Origin of the sequence: Streptomyces sp. cmx-18-6 (assembly GCF_046548915.1) — a bacterium.
Classification (GTDB): domain Bacteria; phylum Actinomycetota; class Actinomycetes; order Streptomycetales; family Streptomycetaceae; genus Streptomyces.
This window is the reverse complement of record NZ_JAEBEP010000004.1, coordinates 250,240-270,529: the sequence shown is the minus strand read 5'-3', so window position 1 is coordinate 270,529 and position 20,290 is coordinate 250,240. Positions and strand designations below refer to the sequence as shown.

The window sequence follows — 20,290 nt, the reverse complement described above, 5'->3', positions numbered from 1 at the left end:
TTTCGCCGGTCCGGAGAGCCCCCTGAACACCGTCGCCGCCGAGCTCGTCTCCTTCGCCCTCCTCCTGGGCGTCCTCGCCTTCGCCGTCGTACGCCCCCGGGGCCTGCCGGAGGCGACCGTCGCCGTGCCCGCCGTCGTCCTCGTGGTGGCCGTGGGGGCGGTGTCCTGGCCCGAGGCGCGGGACCAGGCGGGGGAGCTGCTCCCGGTCGTCGGGTTCCTCGCCGCGATCCTGGTGCTGGCCCGACTCTGCGCCGACGAGGGGTTGTTCCGGGCGGCGGGGGATCTGGTGGCCCGTGCCTGCCGGGGGCAGACCCGGCCGCTCCTCGGCGGGGTCTTCGTCGTCGCCTCCCTCATCACCGCCGTCCTCAGTCTGGACGCCACCGTCGTCCTGCTCACCCCGGTCGTCCTCGCCACCGCCGCCCGGGTCGGCGCACGGCCCCGCCCGTACGTCTACGCCTGCGCGCACCTCGCCAACTCCGCGTCCCTCCTGCTCCCCGTCTCCAACCTCACCAACCTCCTGGCGTTCACCGCGAGCGGCCTCTCCTTCACCCGGTTCGCCGCGCTGATGGCGCTGCCGTGGCTGGCCGCGATGGCCGTCGAGTACGCGGTGTTCCGCCGCGCGTTCCGGGCCGACCTGGCCGCCGGGGCGCACGCGCCGGACCCGGAGGCCGAGCGCACGCCGGTCCCCGTCTTCACGCTCGTGGTGCTGGGGCTGACCCTGGCCGGGTTCGTCGTCACCTCGTTCGCGGGGGCCGAGCCCCTGTGGGCGGCGCTCGCGGGCGCGGCCGTGCTCGCCGTACGGGCGCTCGCCAAGCGGGAGACCACACCCCTCGCCGTCGTGCGCTCGGCCAACCCGCTGTTCTGCCTCTTCGTCCTCGCCCTCGGCGTCGTCGTCAAGGCCGTCGTCGACAATGGGCTCGGCTCCGGCATCGCCGCCGTCCTGCCCGAGGGCGACACGCTCCCCGCACTGCTCGGCGTCGCCGTGGTCGCGGCGCTGCTGGCCAACCTGATCAACAACCTGCCCGCGATCCTCGCCCTGCTCCCGATCGTCGCGGCGGCCGGCCCCGGACCGCTGCTCGCGGCCCTGATCGGGGTGAACATCGGCCCCAACCTCACGTACGTCGGCTCTCTCGCCACGCTCCTGTGGCGGCGCATCCTGCACGCCCACGGGGACGCGCCCGAACTGGGCCGCTTCACCCGGCTGGGACTCGCGACCGTACCGGCCACGCTGTTCGCCTCGACGCTCGCGCTGTGGGGGTCGCTGCACCTCATCGGGGTGTGAGCTTCAGCGTGGATGGCCCGTCACGTCCGGTATGCCTGTGCCGTGGCGGGAGTCGCCGCGGCACAGGCATACCGGACAGTGCGGTCCCTTCGGCTACTCGCCGGCGTCCTGCGGAGCGTGGTGGCCCCGCTCATAGGTGAGGAAGGCTGCTCCGCCCTGGAGGACGGTGTGGTCGCTGAGCTCCCATAGGGCGGGTTCAAAGGCTGCGGTCCGCCCGAAGAGCGGTATGCCGGAGCCGATGGTGAGCGGGCTGAGCTTGACGACCAGACGGTCGATCTCTCCGTACAGCGCGCCGGCCAGTGCAGCGCCGCCGATCAGCCAGATGTCCTTCCCGTCGATCCGCTTCAGCTCCCGCACCGTTGCCACCGGGTCGTCGGCGACGAGCTCGACGCCGGGGTCCGGGCTCTCGGTCAGTGTCCGGGAGAAGACCAGGTGCCTGAGGTGGGGGAAGGCGTCGGTCACGCCGGCCGCGAGGCCGATCTCGTAGCTCTTGCGCCCCTCGACGACGGTGTCGAACCGGGTGCCCTCGGCAGTGACGCCAAGGGCGGCCCGGGCCGGCCCGGGCAGAGTCTCCGGGTACTCGTCGACGAGGTGCTGGATATAGCTCTCCGCAGGCGACCAGAAGCCGCCGGGGCCGGTGGGGTCGGAGCCGTCGGGACCCGCGACGAAACCGTCGAGCGTGGTGGCGACGCAGTACACGAGCTTGCGCATGGAGAACCCTTCGTAGGTCATTGGTGTCGGACGGGGTGAGGGGTGCCGGCCGAGGCGGGGCCCTGCCGGCCGCAGTCGGGTGATCAGGAGGCGTCCGGCGTCGTCCACTCGATGAACTGGACCACGACACCGTTGGGATCGGTGATCTGGAAGAGCCGCTCGCCCCAGGGCTCCTCGCGCAGCGGCATGGTGATCTTCACGCCCTCGGTGCGCAGCCGCTGCTCCTCGGCCTGGATGTCGGCCGGGTGAAGGCGAGGATCAGGCCGGAGGCGTGCTGGTCGCGCTGGTCGGCCGGCAGCACCTGGTTGCCTCGGGCGATCAGGACGATGTCGACGGCCGCGTCCTGGCGTGCCAGGGAGACGAAACCGTCGACGGCGGCCTGCTCGGTGTAGCCGAGGTGGGTGGTGAAGAACCGGTGGGAGGCGGCGATGTCGTCGACGGTGAGTGAGACGGTGGAGGCGGTGATCTGCAAGGTGTTCTTCCTCGGTGGTTCCCGGGAGGGCGCGGCGGAAGGCCGTAGAAATCTTGCGACGGGCGTAAACTTACCCAGGACCTCTCGATACCGACAACATAAAAATGTTACGGGCGTAAGATTGCCTCATGACTACTGACGCCGCCTCGCCTGCGCCCCCTGCCGGCCTGCGGGAATCGAAGAAGCAGGAGGCCCGGCAGCTCATCTCCGACCATGCCACGCGCCTCTTCCTCGCCCAGGGCTTCGAGCGGACCACCATCGCCGAGATCGCCGCCTCCGCGCGGGTCGCCAAGAGGACGGTGACCAACTACTTCCCGCGCAAGGAAGACCTGGCCCTGGACCACCAGGACGCCTTCATCGCCTCCCTGGCCCGCACCGTGACCGACCGCCGGGCCGGTGAGTCGGCCCTGACGGCACTGCGCCGCGCCTTCAGCGACGCGGTCGCGGCCGGCGAACCGGTCGTCGGCTTCTCCGGCCCCGACTTCGCCCGCATGATCGCCGACAGCCCCACCCTCTCCGCCCGCCTGCGCGACCTCCACGACCTGCGCGAGGCAGCCCTGGCCGACGCCCTGGCCGAGGCCACCGGCGTACCCCGCGACGACATCGCCCCCCGGGCCGCCGCCGCCCTGCTCGGCGCTGTGCACCGCACCCTGTTCCAGCGCATCCAGGAACTCACCCTCGCCGGCCGGGACGACGCCCGGATCTCCTCCACCGTCACCGCGGAGGCGGACAGCGCCTTCGGCATGCTGGAACCCTCGCTCGCCGATTACGCCGCGTCGTGATCCGGGCGTCGCTCGTCCGGCCTCCTGGACGTTCACCACCAGGTCGTACGCAGTCCTTCCCGCCGCCACCCGCCCTGACTAGCTTCCCGGCTGTAACCACCGGATACGGGAGGCTCTTTTGACCACGGACATGTCACGGCGGCGGCTCTTCGCCCTCGGCGGGGGCGCGCTCGGCGCCGCTGCGGCCGGATCGTTCCTGCCGCCGTCGCTCCAGGCAGCCATCGCCGCGCAGCCCGCCCACGCGGGGTCCGGAGGGCTCGGAGCCATCAAGCACGTGGTGATCCTCATGCAGGAGAACCGTTCCTTCGACCACTACTTCGGCACCCTGCGCGGTGTACGCGGCTTCGGCGACCGCAACGCCATCGAACTGCCCACCGGCGGCACCGTCTTCGAGCAGCCCGGCGCGTCCGGGGCCACCGTGCTGCCCTTCCCGGTGCGCGGCGCGGCCGAGGAGCAGAAGAAGGACCTGCAGTACATCGGGGCCCTCGACCACTCCTGGAACGGCGGCGCGAAAGCCTGGGCCGGCGGCTGGATGAACGGCTGGATCAGCGCGAAGACCGCCGCGACCATGGCGTACTACGACCGCCGTGACATCCCGCTCCACTACGAGCTGGCCGACACCTTCACCGTCTGCGACGCCTACCACTCCTCGATCCACACCTCCACCAGCCCCAACCGCAACCACCTCTGGAGCGGCAGGACCGGCTTCGAGGCGAACGGGAAGCGGGCCGTGGGCAACGACGCGTACAGCGAGGGCAGCCATCCCGGCTACGACTGGTCCACCTACGCCGAGCGGCTGGAGAAGGCGGGGCGGAGCTGGCGGACGTACACGGAGTGGGAGAACTTCACCGACAACCAGATCGAGTTCTACGCCACCTTCAAGGCCGTCGCCCGCAAGGCGCTCGCCCGCACCGGCGGCCCTGCGTACATGGAGGCGTTCTACGCCAGGGTCCGGGGCGCGTCCGGGGCCGAGCGGGAACGGCTGCTCGGACTGCTGGAGGAGGGCGTCGCGACCCTCGGCCGGCAGGAGCGGAGCCTGTTCGAGCGCGGGCTGCGCCGGGTGCCGACCGGGACGCTGGCCGACGAGTTCGCCAAGGACGTGGCCGCCGGGACGCTGCCGGAGGTCTCCTACCTGGTGCCCTCGGCGATCGACTCCGAGCACCCGAGCGTCTCCTCGCCGGTGCACAGCGCCACCATCGTCTACAAGATCCTCGACGCGCTCGGCAAGAACCCCGACGTGTGGCGGCACACCGCCGTCCTGATCAACTACGACGAGAACGACGGCTTCTTCGACCATGTGCCGCCGCCCGTCGCACCCCCCGAGGTGACCGACGAGCAGTGGGAGGGCCGCCCGACCGGCCTCGGCATCCGGGTGCCGCTGCTCGTCGTCTCGCCGTGGACGGTCGGCGGGTACGTCTGCTCGGAGGTCTTCGACCACACCTCGGTCATCCGCTTCCTGGAGCGCTGGAGCGGCGTGAGGGAACCCAACATCAGCGACTGGCGACGCCGCGTCACCGGCGACCTCACCTCCGCCTTCGACTTCACCCGGCCCCGGCGGCGGCCCGCCCTCCAGCAGCCCGGGACGATTCCGCCGCTCACCGGCCGCTGGCAGCCCAGGCCCCCGGCCGTCCAGCGCCTCCCGGAGCAGGAGCCCGGCGCACGCCCGGCGCGCCCGCTGCCGTACCAGCCGGACGCGCAGGTCAGGCGGGGGACCGGGGGCGCGCTGCGGGTGGAGCTGGCGAACAGCGGCCGGTCCTCGGCGCACTTCACGCTCTACCCGTACGCCGGTGGGTTCGAGGCCCCGCGGCACCAGGACGTCCGGGGCGCGGGGCACTGGACCGTGCCGGTGACGGGGGAGGCGTACCGGTTCACGGTCACCGGGCCGAACGGCTTCCGGCGCGAGTTCGCCGGGCCGGCCGGGGGGAGCGCCGAGGTCGGCACCCGGATCGACGCCCGTGACCGCGATCTCCATCTGACCCTGCGCAACACGGGCCGCCGGAACCTGACCTTCCTGGTGAGGCCGCTCGGTTACGTCGACCCGGACGACCTGCGGGACTGGACCCGCCGCATCACCGTCAAGCCGGGCCGCCACCGTACGGTCGTGCACTCGGCGGCCGACGCGCACGGCTGGTACGACCTCGCCGTCACGGTCGACGGGGAGGACGGCTTCCGGCGGCGGCTCATGGGGCACATCGAGAACGGCCGGGCGAGCGTCTCCGGCTGACCTCCACGCTTACCGGGTCGTTCACGGCAGGTCGCCGGGCCGGTCCGTGGCCCGTCCTGTGCCGTGTAGGGAGCAGATCAAGCCCTGTGACCATGGCCACGAAAGGGACAAAGGATCTCTTTCTGCTGACAGAGTGGCGGGCACCAGGTCATACGACGTTTACGGGCAGATCCATCCATCTGCGGGTAAAGGTCCACGAACCCGCAGGGAGCTCGTCCGTTGGCCGCCATCGCCCGCTGGTGCATCAAGCACCGTCTGCTCGCCGTCCTCATCTGGCTCGCCGCCCTCGGCGGCACAGCCGCCGCGGCGGGGTTCGCGGGTTCCGCGTACTCCAACGACTACGAGGTGCCCGGCACGGAGTCCGGCCGGGCCACCGAGCTCCTGTCGCGCGGCTTCACCGACCTCGGCGGCGACACCGACACGGTCGTCTGGCACACCACCGGCTCCACGGTCCGGGCCGCCGACGTCGAACAGACGATGACCCGCACCCTCCACGCGATCGACGCCCTGCCCGGCGTCGGCGCGGTCACCGGTCCCTACGACGCCGCCGGGACCGGCCAGATCAGCGAGGACGGCCGCACCGCCTACGCCACGGTCACCTTCGACCGCCCCGCCGACGAGATCCCCGTCGCCCAGGCCCAGGCCCTCGTGGACACCGCGAAGGCGGCCGAGGCGGACGGGCTCCAGGTCGAACTGGGCGGCACCGCCGTCGCCCTCACCGAAGCGCCCACCGCCCACATCGCCGAGGCCGTCGGCGTGGTCGTCGCGGCCGTGGTCCTCTTCCTCGCCTTCGGCTCGCTCGCCGCCAGCCTGCTGCCCATCGCCACCGCCCTGGTCTCCGTGGGCACCGCCTACGCGGGCATCGTGCTGCTCGGGCACGTGATGACCGTCGCGGACTTCGCGCCGATGCTCGGCATGCTCATCGGGCTCGGCGTCGGCATCGACTACGCCCTGTTCATCGTCACCCGGCACCGCAGAGGGCTCCGGCGCGGCATGGCGGTCGACGAAGCGGCGCGCAACGCCGTCACCACCACCGGTCGCGCGGTCGTCTTCGCCGGGGCCACCGTCTGCATCGCGCTGCTCGGCATGCTGATCCTGCGGCTCAGCTTCCTCAACGGCGTCGCCATCGCCGCCTCCCTCACCGTCGTCCTGACCGTGGCCGCCTCCGTCACCCTGCTGCCCGCCCTGCTCTCCCTCATCGGGATGCGGGCCCTCAGCCGCCGCGAACGCCGCCGGCTCGCCGAGCACGGGCCGCGCCCCGAGCTGCCCACCGGCTTCGCCGCCCGCTGGTCCGCGTTCGTGGAGCGCCACCCGGGGCTGCTCGGCGGGATCGCGGCCGTCGTCATGACCGTCCTCGCCCTGCCCGCGCTCGGCCTCCACCTCGGCACCTCCGACCAGGGCAACAACCCGGCCACCGCCACCACCCGGCAGGCGTACGACCTGATCGGCGACGGCTTCGGCCCCGGCGTCAACGGCCCCCTCACCATCGCCGCCCAGCTCGACGGGGCGGACGACCGGCTCGCCCTGGACTCGCTGCCCGAGAAGCTCCGTACCACCGAAGGCGTCGCCTCGGTCGGCCCGGTCACCTACAACGGCGGCGGCGACACCGCCTTCCTCACCGTCGTACCCGACTCCGCGCCCCAGTCGCAGGAGACCAGCGAGCTCGTCGACCGCATCCGCGAGGACGTGCTCCCGCCGGTGAAGGAGACGACCTCGCTGGAGACGTACGTCGGCGGGGTGACGGCGAGCTACGACGACTTCGCGGAGATCATCGTCGGCAAGCTGCCCCTCTTCGTCGGCGTCGTCATCGGCCTCGGCTGTCTGCTGCTGCTCCTGGCCTTCCGCTCCATCGGCATCCCGGTCAAGGCCGCCGTGATGAACGTGGCCGCCGTCGCCTCCTCCTTCGGCGTCGTCGTCGCCGTCTTCCAGTGGGGCTGGGGAAGCGAACTGCTCGGCCTCGGCAGCGCCGGGCCCATCGAACCCTTCCTCCCCGTGATCATGGTCTCCGTCCTCTTCGGCCTCTCCATGGACTACCAGGTCTTCCTGGTCGGCCGGATGTACGAGGAGTGGCTGGAGACCGGCGACAACCGGCGCTCGGTACGGGTCGGCCTCGCCGAGACCAGCCGGGTGATCAACTCCGCCGCCGTCATCATGATTTCCGTCTTCCTCGCCTTCGTGCTCAGCGGCGACCGGGTGATCGCCATGTTCGGCATCGCGCTGGCCACCGCCGTCGCTCTGGACGCCTTCGTGCTGCGCACCCTCCTGGTGCCCGCCCTGATGCACATGCTCGGCGGCGCGAACTGGTGGCTGCCCGGCTGGCTGGACCGCAGGCTGCCCCGGATCAGCATCGAGCCGCCGGACTCCGAGGTGGACTATGCGAAGATCCCCGAGGCGCGCGGCACGGAAGAGGGTGCCGTGCTGACGGAGGAGGAGCATGATGTTCGCCATATCCCTGGGTGACGACAAGGCGGAGCTGCGCCCGCTGGAGATCTGGCAGGCCGAGGAGTTCCTCGCCCATATGGACCGGGCCCGCGACCTGGTGGACCCGTGGGTTCCGTTCGCCTCCTACGCCACCGACCTGGACTCGGCGCGCGCCCTGCTCCAGCGGTACGCGGAGAAGCAGGCGGCGGACACCGGGCGGCTCTTCGGCATCTGGCTGGAGGGCACGCTCGTCGGCGGCGTCCTGTTCCCGACCTTCGACGCGGCCTCCGGCAACTGCGAGATCGGCGTCTGGCTGGAGCCCGCCGCCCAGGGCCGCGGCCTGATCACCCGCGCCGCCGAGCGCCTCATCGACTGGGCGGTATACGAGCGCGGCATGCACCGCGTGGAGTGGGACGCCTCCGCCGCCAACACCAACTCGATCGCCGTCGCCAAGCGGCTCGGGATGACCCGTGACGGCGTGATCCGCCAGAACTACTTCTACCGGGGCGTACGCCACGACTCGGAGATCTGGTCCGTCCTCGCCCCGGAATGGCGGGCCCGCAGCGGTCGCTGAGCCCCGGCGTTAAGGGGGCTCTCATCCGGGCCCCCTAGCGTGCGGCACATGAACACCACCCCCTCCCAGCCGACCGGCCTCTCCAAGACGACCACGCCCGCCGACGACACCGACGCCACGAGCACCGACGACGCCGTTACGGAGGACGCCGCCGAGCCGTCGAAGGCGGCCGCGGACGAGCCGGACGGGACTCCGGAGACCGACCCCCTCGCCGAGGCCGGGCACGGCGACGACGACCTGGCGGACGACCCCTTCGCCAAGGCGCGCCACGGCGTCGGCGCGGGCGCGGCGGCCGTCGTCTCCACCGCCCTCGGCATCGTGGCCCTGACGGGAGCCTGGAGCAGCCGGGTCGCCGCCGAGCGCGAGACGCTGATCGGCCAGATCAAGACGTCCGGCGGCGGCAGCCCCGCCCAGCAGATCTCCGAGATCTACGGGGACGCCTGGCACGCCACCGCCCTCGGCAACGGCGTCTTCGCGGTGCTGGCCCTGCTCGTCGGCGTCTTCGTCCTGGTCCGCCCCGCCTTCGGGACCCCCGCCGAGCGCCCGCAGCCCGCCTGGGTCCGGGCCGTCGCGCTGGCCGGCGTCGCCCTCGGGGCCCTGGGCGTCCTGATCTCCGTGGGCATGTACTTCGACCTGTTCCTCGCCCTGCCCGTCGCGGGCGTACCGGCGGGCTGACCCGTCGACGGGGACCTGAGGCGCGGAGCTGACGGAGGGCCCGGGGCGCTGGGAGGGACCGAGGACCCGAGCGGGCCCGAAGCCCTGAGAGTGCCTGAGCGCTTCGCGGATCCGAGGGCCTGAGCGCCCGAGTTCCTGGGGCGCTCAGGGAATACCTGACGCCCTAAGGCGTCGCCCGCCCGCGCCTAAGGCCCCCGGACCGGCGAAGATGCGGCACTCGCCCGATGCGGCGGACCCCCCTGGCCGACGACGGTGGAGGCACAGCGGAAGAGCCCAGGCCGACCGGCCCACCGGCTCCCCACCGCTGTCGACACCGGCAGAACCAGGGAGAACCGCATGTACGAGTACGGGCTGCACCAAGCCGTTTCCGCCGAACTCATCCGCCGCGCCGACGCCGAGCGCCAGGCCCGGCACGTCCGCCTCGCCCGCCGGGCCGACCGCCGCCTCTCCGGGAGCGACGACCCCGGAGGGCGGGTGAGGCGGGGCCGCGGACGCTTCCTCCTCCACGTCGCCGCCTGGCGATGAGCCGGCGGCCGGAGCGGGCGGGGCCCTCCGGGGCCGGCGCCGCAGCCACGGCGGCCCCCGACAGTCCGGGGGCCGCCACGGCCGGTTCCGGGGCCGTCACGGTCGGCCCGGACACCCCGGGGGCCGTCACGGGGACCGTCGCGGCCGCCCCGGACGATCCAGGGGCCATGATCACCATGTGGGAAACCAGTGCCGCCGCCTCGCCCGCCTATGCGATGCTCGGCACCGTGGAGACCAGGTCAGTCAGCCCCGAGTTCGTCGGACGCTCCGAGGAGCTCGCCCGGCTCACCGGAGCGCTCGCCCGTGCCACCGCCGGAGAGCCGCAGGCGCTGCTGATCGGCGGTGAGGCGGGCGTCGGCAAGACCCGTCTGGTGGAGGAGTTCCTCTGCCGGGCGGGCCGCCGCGACGCCGTGGTGGCGGTCGGCGGCTGTGTGGAGATCGGCGCGGACGGGCTGCCGTTCGCGCCCTTCACCACCGCTCTGCGCGCCCTGCGCCGCACGCTGCCCGAGGAGATGGCCGCCGCCTTCGCCGGGCAGGAGGGCGAACTGGCCCGCATCCTGCCCGAACTGGGGGAGGCCGACCGCGACGCGACCGACGAGCACAGCACCGCCCGCCTCTTCGAGCTCGCCGTCCGGCTCCTGGAGCGGATCTCCGCCGACCGGGTGGTCGTCCTCGTCCTGGAGGACCTGCACTGGGCCGACGCCTCCACCCGGCACCTGCTCGCCTACCTCTTCCGCACCCTGCGCAGCGGCCGCCTCATGGTCGTCGGCACCTACCGCGCCGACGACCTCCACCGCCGCCACCCCCTGCGCCCGCTCCTCGCGGAGCTGGACCGGCTGCGCACCGTCGCCCGCGTCGAGCTCGACCGGTTCAGCCGCACGGAGGTCGACCGGCAGCTCACCGGCATCCTCGCCGTCGCGCCCGGGGCCGCCCTGGTCGACGAGATCTTCGACCGCTCCGACGGCAACGCCTTCTTCGTCGAGGAGCTGGCCCGCTCCCTGGAATGCGGCGACGACAGCTCCAGCCTCAGCGACTCGCTGCGCGACCTCCTGCTCGTCCGCGTCGAGGCGCTTCCCGAGCACGCCCAGCGGGTCGCCAGGGTCGTCGCCGAGGGCGGCTCCTTCGTCGAGCACGAACTCCTGGCCGCCGTGGCCGGACTCGGCGAGGAGGACCTCAACGAGGCGCTGCGCGCCGCGGTCGGCGCCAACCTGCTGCAACCCGCCCCCGACAGCGACGGCTACCGCTTCCGGCACTCCCTGGTCCGCGAGGCCGTCAGCGACGACCTCCTCCCCGGCGAGCGGACCCGCGTCAACCGCCGGTACGCCGAAGCCCTGGAGGCCGACCCGTCCCTGGTCCGGGACGACGAGCGCGCCACCCGCCTCGCCAGCTACTGGTACGCCGCCCACGACGCCGCCAAGGCCCTGCCCGCCGTGCTCCAGGCATCCGTCGAGGCCCGGCGGCGCTACGCCTACCACGAGCAACTGCGCTTCCTGGAGCGGGCGATGGAGCTCTGGGACGATGTGCCCGACGCGGTGCGCGACACCCTGCGCCCCTTCGACTACGCCGAGGTCTACCCGCCGGCCGGCTGCGACCCGGCGAACACGCCGACGCGCTACCTCGACGTGATGGCCGAGGCCACCGTCGCCGCCCGCTTCGGCGGCGAGCCCAAGCGCGCCCTGGCCATCTCCAAGAAGGCCCTGCGGGTCCTGGCCGCGAAGCCCGACCCGCTGCGCGAAGCCTGGTTCCGGGTCCAGCGCACCCGGCTGATGCAGGGGCTCGACCGGGGCACCGGATGGGATGAGCTCGCCACCGCGCAGGAGCTGGTCCGGGGCCTGCCGCCGTCCGCCGTGCACGCCGACGTCCTGGCCAACGTGGCCAGTTGGCGGGCGCTGCACCAGCCAGGACCGCAGGCGATGGCCGACGCCGACCGGGCCGTGGAGTACGCCCGGCTGGTCGGCGACGAGTACATCGAGCTCAACGCCCGGCTCACCCGCGGCTGGCTCACCGCCGACGCGGGCGGCATCGAGGACGGACTCGCCGAGATGTACGCCGTCCGGGACCGCGCCGACGAACTGCACCTGGTCCACCTGCTGGGCCGGGCCAACATCAACCTGCCGTCATCGCTCGAAGCGATGGGCCGCTCGCTGGAGGCCGTGGCCGCCGCCGACCACGGCATCGAGGTCTGTCACAGCCACGGCCTGGCCGACTCCGAGTCCTGGGTGCACACCAACCAGGCCCACTCCCTGTTCTCCCTCGGGCACTGGGCGCAGAGCGAGGCGGCGGCCGACGCGGGCGAGCGGATGGCGCTGTCCGCCCAGTCCAAGGGGCTCGTGGCGGCCCGCCGTACGGAACTGGCCATCGCACGAGGGGACTTCGCCGAGGGAGAGGCGCAGCTCGCGCTGTCCCGGCAGTACTTCGGGGCCCGCGACCCGCAGCCCCAGCACGTCATCGACCCCGTCCGGCACGCGATGCTGCTGGCCGCGGCGCAGGGCCGGACCGCCCAGGCACGCGCGGCGTTCGAGGAGCTGGCCCAGCGGGAGTTCCCGCCGGGCACCCAGCGGTACGCGCTGCCGCTGCTCCGGGCCGCCGCCGCGATCGAGGCGGACGCCCGCGGGCTGCCCGCCACCGAACCGGGGCGGCCGGCGATGCTGGACCTGATCCGCCGGTACGTCAAGAACCTGCCGCTCCTCGTCCCGGTCTGGGCCGCCCACGGCCTGGTGATCGACGCCGAACTGGCCCGCGCGGAGGGCGCCGACACCCCGGAGCACTGGGCGCGCGCCGCAGCCGCGTTCGTCCCGCTCAGCCGCCCGTACGAGCTGGCCCAGATCCACCACCGCTGGGCCGAGGCGCTGCTCATCGCCCCCGGCGACCGGTCCACCGCCACGGCCCTGCTGCACAGCGCCCACACCGTCGCCGGACGGCTCGGGGCCCGCCCGCTGGCCGAGGCGGTCGAACAACTGGCGGCCCGCGCCCGGATCGCCCTGGACGCCCCGGACCCCGCCCCCGGTGCGGAGATCCACCCGGCGATCCTGGCCGCACCCGCCGACGCGGCGGGGGACCCGACCGGAGACGGCCCCCGGCCGCACTCCGCCACGGAGGAGGCCCCCGCGATCGCGGCCGCGGAGTCCTTCGGGCTGACCCGGCGCGAGCAGGACGTGCACCGGCTGGTCGCGGCCGGGCACACCAACCGGAAGATCGCCGAGGAGCTGTTCATCTCGCCGAAGACCGCGAGCGTGCACGTCTCCAACATCCTGGCCAAGCTTGGCGTCGCCACCCGCGGCGAGGCGGCGGCCCTGGCCCACCGCCTGCGCCTCTACCCGACCCCGTAAACCCCACTGACCCCGTAAACCCCGCTGACCTCGTGAAGACCGCTCATGAGCGCTCGGGCGGCCCGGCGCTGCCGGGGCCCGGCTCCTCGAAGAAACCGAACGCGGTCGTGCTCCCTCCGCCCTGCCGCGCGGGTGGCGCCCGGGTCCCGTGCCTACTCCACCTCGACCAGCAGGATCCTGTCGTCCCCCGCCTTCGGGGTCCCCCTGCCGTCCGTGTTGCTGGTGACCAGCCAGAGCCGGTCGCTGCCCGCGCTCACGACGGTGCGCAGCCGGCCGTGCTTCTCGTCCAGGAACGACTGGGGGTCCGCCAGGGGCTCCCCGGCGGAGTCGCCGGAGAGCGGGATGCGCCAGAGCCGTTCGCCGCGCAGCCCCGCCATCCAGATGGAGCCCTCGGCGTACGCGATGCCGCTGGGCGACGCCTCGGAGGTCTTCCACTGGGCCACCGGGTCGATGAACCCGTCCTCGCCCTCCTCGCCCTCAACCTCGGGCCACCCGTAGTTGCCGCCGGGCTTGATCAGGTTCAGTTCGTCCCAGGTGTTCTGGCCGAACTCGGCCGCCCACAGCCGCTTCCGCGCGTCCCAGGCGAGCCCCTGCACATTGCGGTGCCCGTACGAATACACCACCGAGTCCGCCTCCGGGTTGCCGTGCACCGGCTCCCCGTCCGGGGTCATCCGCAGGATCTTGCCCGCCAGCGACTCCTTGTCCTGCGCGAGCCCGGTGTCCCCGATCTCGCCCGTGCCCGCGTACAGCATCTTGTCCGGGCCGAACGCGATCCGGCCGCCGTTGTGGATGCTGCCCTTGGGGATGCCGCGCAGGATGGTGTCCGGCGCGCCGAGCTGCTGGCCCGCCGGCCGCCTCTCGTCGTACTGCATCCGCACGATCCGGTTGTCGGAGGTGGTGGTGAAGTAGGCGTACACCAACTCGTCCGCGCCGAACGTCGAGGAGACGGCGAGACCCAGCAGACCGCCCTCACCCGCCGGCGACACCCCGGGCACCGTGCCCAGCAGCGTCTTCTTGCCGCTCTCGCCGTCGATCCGGTGGATCGTCCCCTCGTCGCGCGAGGCGACCAGCAGATCGCCGCCCGGCAGCGGGGTCAGTCCCCAGGGCGACTTCAGCTCCTCGGTCAGCGTGGAGACGACCTTCGCCGCGCCCTTGGCGGGCGGCAGATCGGCCGACGCGCTCGGGGAGGGGGAGCCGGAGCCCGGGGCGGCGGTGGTCGGCGAGGGTGCGCCCGGTCCGGCGGAGCTTCCCTCCCCGCCGGTGGAACACGCGGCGGACAGGAGCAGCGAGGCCGTCGCCAGCGCGGCCACCACCCCCCTGCGCATCGCGGGGGACTGAACAGATCCGAACACAGCACCGCGCACTGAACCGATCCTTTCGACGGCTGCCTGACTACCTGTTCCGTACTACCTGTCCGCACTGCCTGTACCCGCACCACGGCCCCGCCCGGAGTTCCCGGTGCGGCCCATTGTCCCGCCATCTCCCGCCCGGCGCCCGGCCCCGCCCCCCGGCGCGCTCCGTCCCACGACCCGCGCGCCCCGCGACCCGCTCAGTCCCACGACCCGCGCGCCCGAGGCAGGGCGGCGATCTCCGCCAGGTCCGCCTCCTCCAGCTCCACCTCCGCCGCCCGCGCGTTCTCCACCGCCCACCGCTCCTGCTTGGTCCCCGGCACCGCCACCACATGCGGACCCTGCCGCAGCACCCACGCCAGCGCCACCTGGGCCACGCTCGCCCCGCGCCGCTGGGCGATCCGCCGCAGACCGGCCACCACCGGCTGGTTCGCCGCCATCATCTCGGCCGTGAACCGGGGATGCCTGGCCCGCAGGTCCTCGGGTTCGAACCCCTGCCCGGGCTTCAAGGTCCCGGTCAGATAGCCGCTGCCGAGCGGCATCGCGGCGAGCACCCCGACCCCGCGCGCCGCGCACCACGGCAGCAGCTCGCCCAGCGCCTCCGGCGACCACACCGACAGCTCCGCCTCCACCGCGCTGACCGGAAAGACCTGCTGGATCCGCTCCAGTTGGCGGATCGTTCCCGCATGCGGCCCGGCGCCCGACCGGCGCGGAGCGCGCGCCCCCACCGCGCACAGTCCCAGCGACCGCACCTTGCCCGCGCCCACCAGCTCCGCCATCGCGCCCCAGGTCTCCTCGACCGGCACCTCGGGGTCCGCCCGGTGCAGTTGGTACAGGTCGATCACCTCGGTCTGGAGCCGCCGCAGCGACGCGTCGCAGGCCCGTCGCACATAACCGGGACGCCCGTTGGCGACGATGTGCTGATCACCCACCAGCAGACCGCACTTGGTGGAGACGAACGCCTCGGCCCGGCGGCCCTTCAGCGCCCGCCCCACCAGGAGCTCGTTGGTGAACGGGCCGTACATGTCCGCGGTGTCGAGCAGCCGGACACCCGCGTCGAGCGCCGCGTGCACCGTACGCAGGGAACGGTCCCCGCGCTGCTGCGATGCGCTGTAGCCCCAGCTCATCGGCATGCAGCCCAGACCGACCGCGCCCACGGCGAGCCCCGACGCACCGATAGTCCTGCGCTCCAACTCCCCGAACCCCTTTCGTTCCCGCGGTCACGGGGCCGTACCGCACCCCAAACCAGGGCCTCTCGTTTTGATCATGCCGGGCTCGCGTGCCCCGGCACGCACACCTGCCGCGTTGTCGTCAATCACCATGGCTCCGCCATGCCTCAATCCTCCGCCTTGCAGCCGCACGCACCGGACCCCGCTCCCTGATCCGGCCTGATCCAAACGAAAGACCCTAACCTCTGGCCCGGCCGCGATTTCGATCAGCCGTCCTGGAGCGCTCGCACACCCGTCGCATAGCCTCCTGACCATGACTGCGACGACTTCCGGCGCGACGCGTGCCGATGTATGGCTGCCCTTTCCCGCCGAGGAGATCGACGGCCTTCCCGAAGGTCTCGACTACCTCTTCTGGGACGGCGGCCCGGACTACCCCGGCGACCCCGCGCACTGCGTGTACTACGTCGTCCCGTACATGAAGGGCTCGGAGATCGCCGTACGGCCGATGGGCGCGATGAGCGTCGTCCAGGTGGTGCAGACGCTCTCGGCGGGCATCGACCACGTGGAGCCGGGGCTCGGTCTGCTGCCCGCCGGCGTACGCCTGTGCAACGCCAAGGGGGTGCACGAGGCGTCCACCGCGGAGCTGACGCTCGCGCTGATCCTGGCCTCGCTGCGCGGGTTCCCCGGGTTCGTCCACGGCCAGGACGAGGAGGAGTGGCGGTCCGGCTTCTACCCGGCGCTCGCCGACAAGTCCGTCCTCATCGTGGGGTACGGCTCCATCGGCTCCGCCATCGAGGACCGGCTCGCGCCCTTCGAGTGCGCGCGGGTGGTGCGCGTCGCGCGCTCCGCCCGGACCACCGCGCGCGGTCCCGTACACACGCTCGACGACCTGCCCGCCCTGCTGCCCGAGGCCGACGTGGTCATCCTCTCCACCCCGCTGAACCCCTCCACACAAGGGCTGGTGGACGCCGAGTTCCTCGCCGCGATGCCGGACGGGGCCCTTCTCGTCAACGTCGCCCGGGGCGGGGTCGTGGACACCAAGGCCCTTTTGTCCGAACTGGAATCCGGACGGCTGCGGGCGGCGCTCGACGTCACCGACCCCGAACCGCTGCCGTCCGGCCATCCTCTCTGGCATGCTCCGAATGTCCTGATCACACCTCATGTGGGCGGCAGCACCTCGGCGTTCGAACCACGCGCCAAGCGGCTGCTGGCCGCGCAGCTCACCCGTTTCGCGGCGGGGGAGCCGGTGCGGAACGTCGTCAGCACCACCGGCTGACCCGTCCCAACTGGCCACGCTGAGGCGTCCTTCGGATGCGGACAGTGCCGCCCACCTCGCATTTCGTCACGGAGCGTAGAGAGGCTATGGCCCTGCGTGACGGACCTGGTGTATCGTCCGGACCGGGGGCTGCGCCGTGGAAGGGGCGGTGCGGGGGGAGCATCGGAACGCGAGGGGGCGACGGGCGATGTGCTGGCCACGGAGAGACGATCCCAGGCGGCGGGGCGGGCCGCGGCGGCCATCGGCGCGCCCGGAGCGCGGCGTCCGCCGATGGCTGGAATTCCCCCGGAGCCCCCACCCGAGCGACCCCTCGGCGCATCGTGCGCGGCGGCTGCCTGGATCCCTGCCGGCGGCGGCCCCGGCGGCGGTGCGCGGTGCGCGGCGGCGGACGACGCGGACCGGACGCCCGACGCCGGGGCGACCGGACCTTCCGGGGCCGGGCCGGGGAGCCCTCCGGTGAGCGTGCTGGGGACCTGGCTCTCGCCGCGCCCCGCCTCCGGCTCCACGGGCCTGCGGTCCCGGATCCTGCTCGGGGTCGTCTGCGCCGGGTATTCCATCGGCGCGGCGGTCGGCTGGGGCTCGCCGGAACTGGCCCGCTTCATGGGCGACTTCGGCCTCGCCGCAGCGGCGCTGACCGCCGCCGTCTCCTGCTTCCTCTACGCCCGGGCGAGCGCCCGCCGACTGCGCCCGGCCTGGCTGCTGTTCTCGGTCTCCTCCCTCATGGCGGCCTGCGGAAACGCCGTCTGGGGGTGGTACGAGGTGGTGCTCGGCGTCCCCGTGCCCAGCCCGTCCGCGGCCGACGCCTTCTTCCTCTGCTTCGCGCCGCCCGCCATCGTCGGACTGCTCGTCCTCGCCAAGCGGCCCGTCACCAGGGCCGGCTGGGTCTGCCTGGCCCTGGACGCCTGGCTGATCGGCGGCTCCCTGCTGACCCTCGCCTGGAGCCTCGCCCTCGCGCACACCGCGCACATGGCGGGCGTCGAGGAGGCCAGTGTCGGCCCGGCGGCCCTCTCGCTGGCCTATCCGCTGCTCGACATCGTGCTCGTCTCCATGGTGCTCGCGCTGCACTTCCGCCGCTCCGGGGCCAACCGCTCCGCGGTCAACACCGCGATCGCCGCCCTGGCGCTGACCGTCCTGAGCGACGCGGTCTTCACCTCGCCGCTGCTGCGCTCCACGTACCACTCGGGCCAGTTGCTGGATGCCGGCTGGTTCGCCGGTTCGCTGCTCCTGGCCTACGCCCCCTGGGGCGTACGCCGGACGCCCGGCGCCGACCGTCCCGGGCCGCCGCGCACCACCAGCCGCCCGATCGCCGGGTCGCTGGCCGCGCTGACCCCGTATCTCGCCGCCGCCGTCTGCACCCTGGGCATCCTGTACAACGTGGTCGAGGGCCGCCGGGTGGACCGGGTCGTCGTCCTCACCGGCTGCACGGTCGTCCTCGCCCTGGTCGTCCGCCAGGGGATCATGCTCCTGGACAACATCTCCCTCACCCAGGAACTGGCCCAGAAGGAGAACCACTTCCGCTCCCTGGTGCAGGGCTCCAGCGACGTCATCATGATCGCCGCCCCCAGCGGCACCCTGCGCTACGTCAGCCCCGCCGCCGCCGGGGTGTACGGGCGCGAGGCGGAGGACCTCGTCGGCGCGGAGCTCTCCTCGATCATCCACCCCGACGACCTCGGCCGGGTCGTCCACGAGGTGCGGCGCTTCCTCGCCGCGCCGCCCCACGAGGAGCCCACCACCCGCATCGAGTGCCGCTTCCGCTCCGGGGCCGGCGACTGGCTGCACGTCGAGTCCACCGTCAACCGCCACCAGGGCGGCCTGCTCCTCAACAGCCGGGACGTCACCGAGCGGGTCAGGCTCCAGGCCCAGTTGCAGCACAACGCCGAGCACGACCCGCTCACCGACCTGCCCAACCGCGCCCTGTTCACCGCCCGGGTCCGCCAGGCCCTCGGCGGACGCCGCTCCAGCGACCCCGGCACCGCCGTGCTCTTCATCGACCTCGACGGCTTCAAGGCGGTCAACGACACCATCGGCCACCAGGCGGGCGACGAGCTGCTCATCCAGGCCGCCCGCCGCCTCCAGGAGTCCGTCCGGGCCGGGGACACCGCGGCCCGGCTCGGCGGCGACGAGTTCGCCGCCCTCATCATGGGCGACGGCACCCGCGACCAGGGCGCCCGGGAGTACCAGGTCCACGAGATCGCCGAGCGGCTCCGCCTCACCCTCTCCCAGCCCTACCGGATCGGCGCCAGCGAGGTCCGGGTGGCCGCGTCCATCGGCGTCGCCTTCGCCGAGCCCGGCATCAGCCCCACCGACCTCATGCGCAACGCGGACCTCGCCATGTACCGGGCCAAGGCCGGCGGCAAGGACCGCGTCGAGCTGTACGCGCCCCAGATGCAGGCCGACGTCGTACGCCGCTCCGAGCTCGCCACCCGGCTGCGCACCGCCCTGCGCGAGGGGGAGTTCGCCCTGCTGCACCAGCCCGTCGTGCACCTCGCCAGCGGCTCCGTGGCCGCCGTCGCCGCCCAGGCCCGCTGGCGCTCCGCCCAGGGCATCCTGTTCACGCCCGCCGAGTTCCTGCGGGTCACCGGCGACGACGACCGCACCGCCGAACTGGGCCGCTGGCTCCTGGAGGAGGCCGTCAAGCAGGCCGCCGACCGGGCCAGGGCCGGCCACCCCGTCGCCGTCTCCGTACGCCTCACCGCCACCCGGCTGGTGGACAAGGCCCTGCCCTTCGGCTCCATCGAGGCGCTGCTCACCCGGCACGGGCTGCCCTCGGGTGCGCTGATGATCGAGGTCGCCGACAGCGACCCCCGGGTCCCCTTCGACGAGCTGGAGCAGCGGCTCGTGGCCCTGCGCCGCCTCGGCGTGCGGATCGCGCTCGACGGCTTCGGCAGCGGTTTCGCCGCGATCAACGCGCTGCGCCGCCTCCCCATCGACGTACTGAAACTCGACCGGAACCTGGTCGAAGGGGTGGTCGAATCCGCCAGGCTGCACAAGATCACCAGCGGGCTGCTGCGGATCGCCTGCGACCTCGGCCTCCAGTCCGTCGCGGACGGGGTCGACGTCCCCGAGCAGGTCCTCGCGCTGCGCGCCATGGGCTGCACCCACGGCCAGGGGATGGCCTTCTCCGGCCCGCTCGACGAGTACCGGCTCCGCCGCGCGCTGGTGCGCGGACAGTTCCCCGTACCAGGAGTTCCGGGCCCCCGGCCGGTCATGGCGGGCGGCTCGATCCCGCTGCTCACCGGCTCACATACTGAGACGCCCGTCCCACCCACTTGACACTTCATGCGTGCCGGAGAGAGGGTCAATGCCATGCGCACCCGAATTCTCGTACTTGGAAAGCGCGTCGGCTGAAGCAGGGTCACTCGATGACACTCTGCGGACCACTCCCGACGCGCTCCCCTCGCCTGCCTCACGGCACGAGGGGTTTTTTGTTGCACCGACACGCTCAAAACGCTGCAAAACAGCCGCCGCACCACACCCGCGTAAACCCTCAGCTTCGAGAAG

General features: G+C 73.0%; 13 protein-coding genes and 1 pseudogene. 10 read left to right on the top strand and 4 right to left on the bottom strand.

Annotation, left to right across the window (positions count from 1 at the left end; all coding sequences use genetic code 11):
* The first annotated feature begins 22 nt into the window (after window positions 1-22).
* Window positions 23-1,282 (top strand): SLC13 family permease, encoded by a 1,260-nt coding sequence (locus tag ACLJPL_RS11940; RefSeq protein ID WP_411080982.1) that lies wholly within the window; start codon window positions 23-25, stop codon window positions 1,280-1,282.
* Window positions 1,283-1,375: 93 nt separating this feature from the next.
* On the opposite strand, the gene ACLJPL_RS11935 is transcribed toward ACLJPL_RS11940, so the two are convergent.
* Window positions 1,376-1,993 carry a dihydrofolate reductase family protein gene (locus ACLJPL_RS11935; RefSeq protein WP_411080739.1) on the bottom strand — a complete coding sequence of 206 codons (618 nt, stop codon included), beginning with the start codon at window positions 1,991-1,993 and terminating at the stop codon, window positions 1,376-1,378.
* Window positions 1,994-2,076: 83 nt separating this feature from the next.
* A pseudogene (locus ACLJPL_RS11930) lies at window positions 2,077-2,465 on the bottom strand (VOC family protein).
* A 128-nt stretch (window positions 2,466-2,593) separates the two neighbouring features.
* Between ACLJPL_RS11930 and ACLJPL_RS11925 the strand changes: the two are divergent.
* The 7 genes from ACLJPL_RS11925 to ACLJPL_RS11895 all read left to right on the top strand — a co-directional run bounded on the left by ACLJPL_RS11925 (window position 2,594) and on the right by ACLJPL_RS11895 (window position 12,995).
* Window positions 2,594-3,247, top strand: coding sequence for a TetR/AcrR family transcriptional regulator (locus tag ACLJPL_RS11925; protein WP_411080738.1), 654 nt, complete (start codon window positions 2,594-2,596; stop codon window positions 3,245-3,247).
* 118 nt (window positions 3,248-3,365) lie between these two features.
* Window positions 3,366-5,471, top strand: coding sequence for a phosphocholine-specific phospholipase C (locus tag ACLJPL_RS11920; protein WP_411080737.1), 2,106 nt, complete (start codon window positions 3,366-3,368; stop codon window positions 5,469-5,471).
* A 219-nt stretch (window positions 5,472-5,690) separates the two neighbouring features.
* Window positions 5,691-7,931 (top strand): MMPL family transporter, encoded by a 2,241-nt coding sequence (locus tag ACLJPL_RS11915; RefSeq protein WP_411080736.1) that lies wholly within the window; start codon window positions 5,691-5,693, stop codon window positions 7,929-7,931.
* Complete coding sequence (locus ACLJPL_RS11910) at window positions 7,909-8,466, top strand: GNAT family N-acetyltransferase (protein WP_411080735.1); 558 nt, start codon at window positions 7,909-7,911, stop codon at window positions 8,464-8,466. Before ACLJPL_RS11915 ends, ACLJPL_RS11910 begins: the two co-directional genes overlap by 23 nt.
* A gap of 48 nt (window positions 8,467-8,514) precedes the next feature.
* Window positions 8,515-9,141, top strand: coding sequence for a hypothetical protein (locus ACLJPL_RS11905; protein WP_411080734.1), 627 nt, complete (start codon window positions 8,515-8,517; stop codon window positions 9,139-9,141).
* A gap of 336 nt (window positions 9,142-9,477) precedes the next feature.
* Window positions 9,478-9,666, top strand: coding sequence for a hypothetical protein (locus ACLJPL_RS11900; RefSeq protein ID WP_411080733.1), 189 nt, complete (start codon window positions 9,478-9,480; stop codon window positions 9,664-9,666).
* Window positions 9,667-9,833: 167 nt separating this feature from the next.
* A complete protein-coding gene (locus ACLJPL_RS11895; RefSeq protein WP_411080981.1) occupies window positions 9,834-12,995 on the top strand; it encodes a helix-turn-helix transcriptional regulator in 3,162 nt (1,053 codons plus the stop codon).
* A 152-nt stretch (window positions 12,996-13,147) separates the two neighbouring features.
* Here the strand turns inward: ACLJPL_RS11895 and ACLJPL_RS11890 are convergent, their stop codons facing one another.
* Together ACLJPL_RS11890 and ACLJPL_RS11885 are read right to left on the bottom strand one after the other, a co-directional pair.
* A complete protein-coding gene (locus tag ACLJPL_RS11890) occupies window positions 13,148-14,320 on the bottom strand; it encodes a PQQ-dependent sugar dehydrogenase (protein ID WP_411080732.1) in 1,173 nt (390 codons plus the stop codon).
* A gap of 224 nt (window positions 14,321-14,544) precedes the next feature.
* Window positions 14,545-15,501 (bottom strand): aldo/keto reductase, encoded by a 957-nt coding sequence (locus ACLJPL_RS11885; protein WP_411080980.1) that lies wholly within the window; start codon window positions 15,499-15,501, stop codon window positions 14,545-14,547.
* 325 nt (window positions 15,502-15,826) lie between these two features.
* Between ACLJPL_RS11885 and ACLJPL_RS11880 the strand changes: the two genes are divergently transcribed.
* Together ACLJPL_RS11880 and ACLJPL_RS11875 are read left to right on the top strand one after the other, a co-directional pair.
* A complete protein-coding gene (locus ACLJPL_RS11880; RefSeq protein ID WP_411080731.1) occupies window positions 15,827-16,789 on the top strand; it encodes a 2-hydroxyacid dehydrogenase in 963 nt (320 codons plus the stop codon).
* A gap of 456 nt (window positions 16,790-17,245) precedes the next feature.
* Window positions 17,246-20,062 carry a putative bifunctional diguanylate cyclase/phosphodiesterase gene (locus tag ACLJPL_RS11875; RefSeq protein WP_411080730.1) on the top strand — a complete coding sequence of 939 codons (2,817 nt, stop codon included), beginning with the start codon at window positions 17,246-17,248 and terminating at the stop codon, window positions 20,060-20,062.
* The last annotated feature ends 228 nt before the right edge of the window (window positions 20,063-20,290 follow it).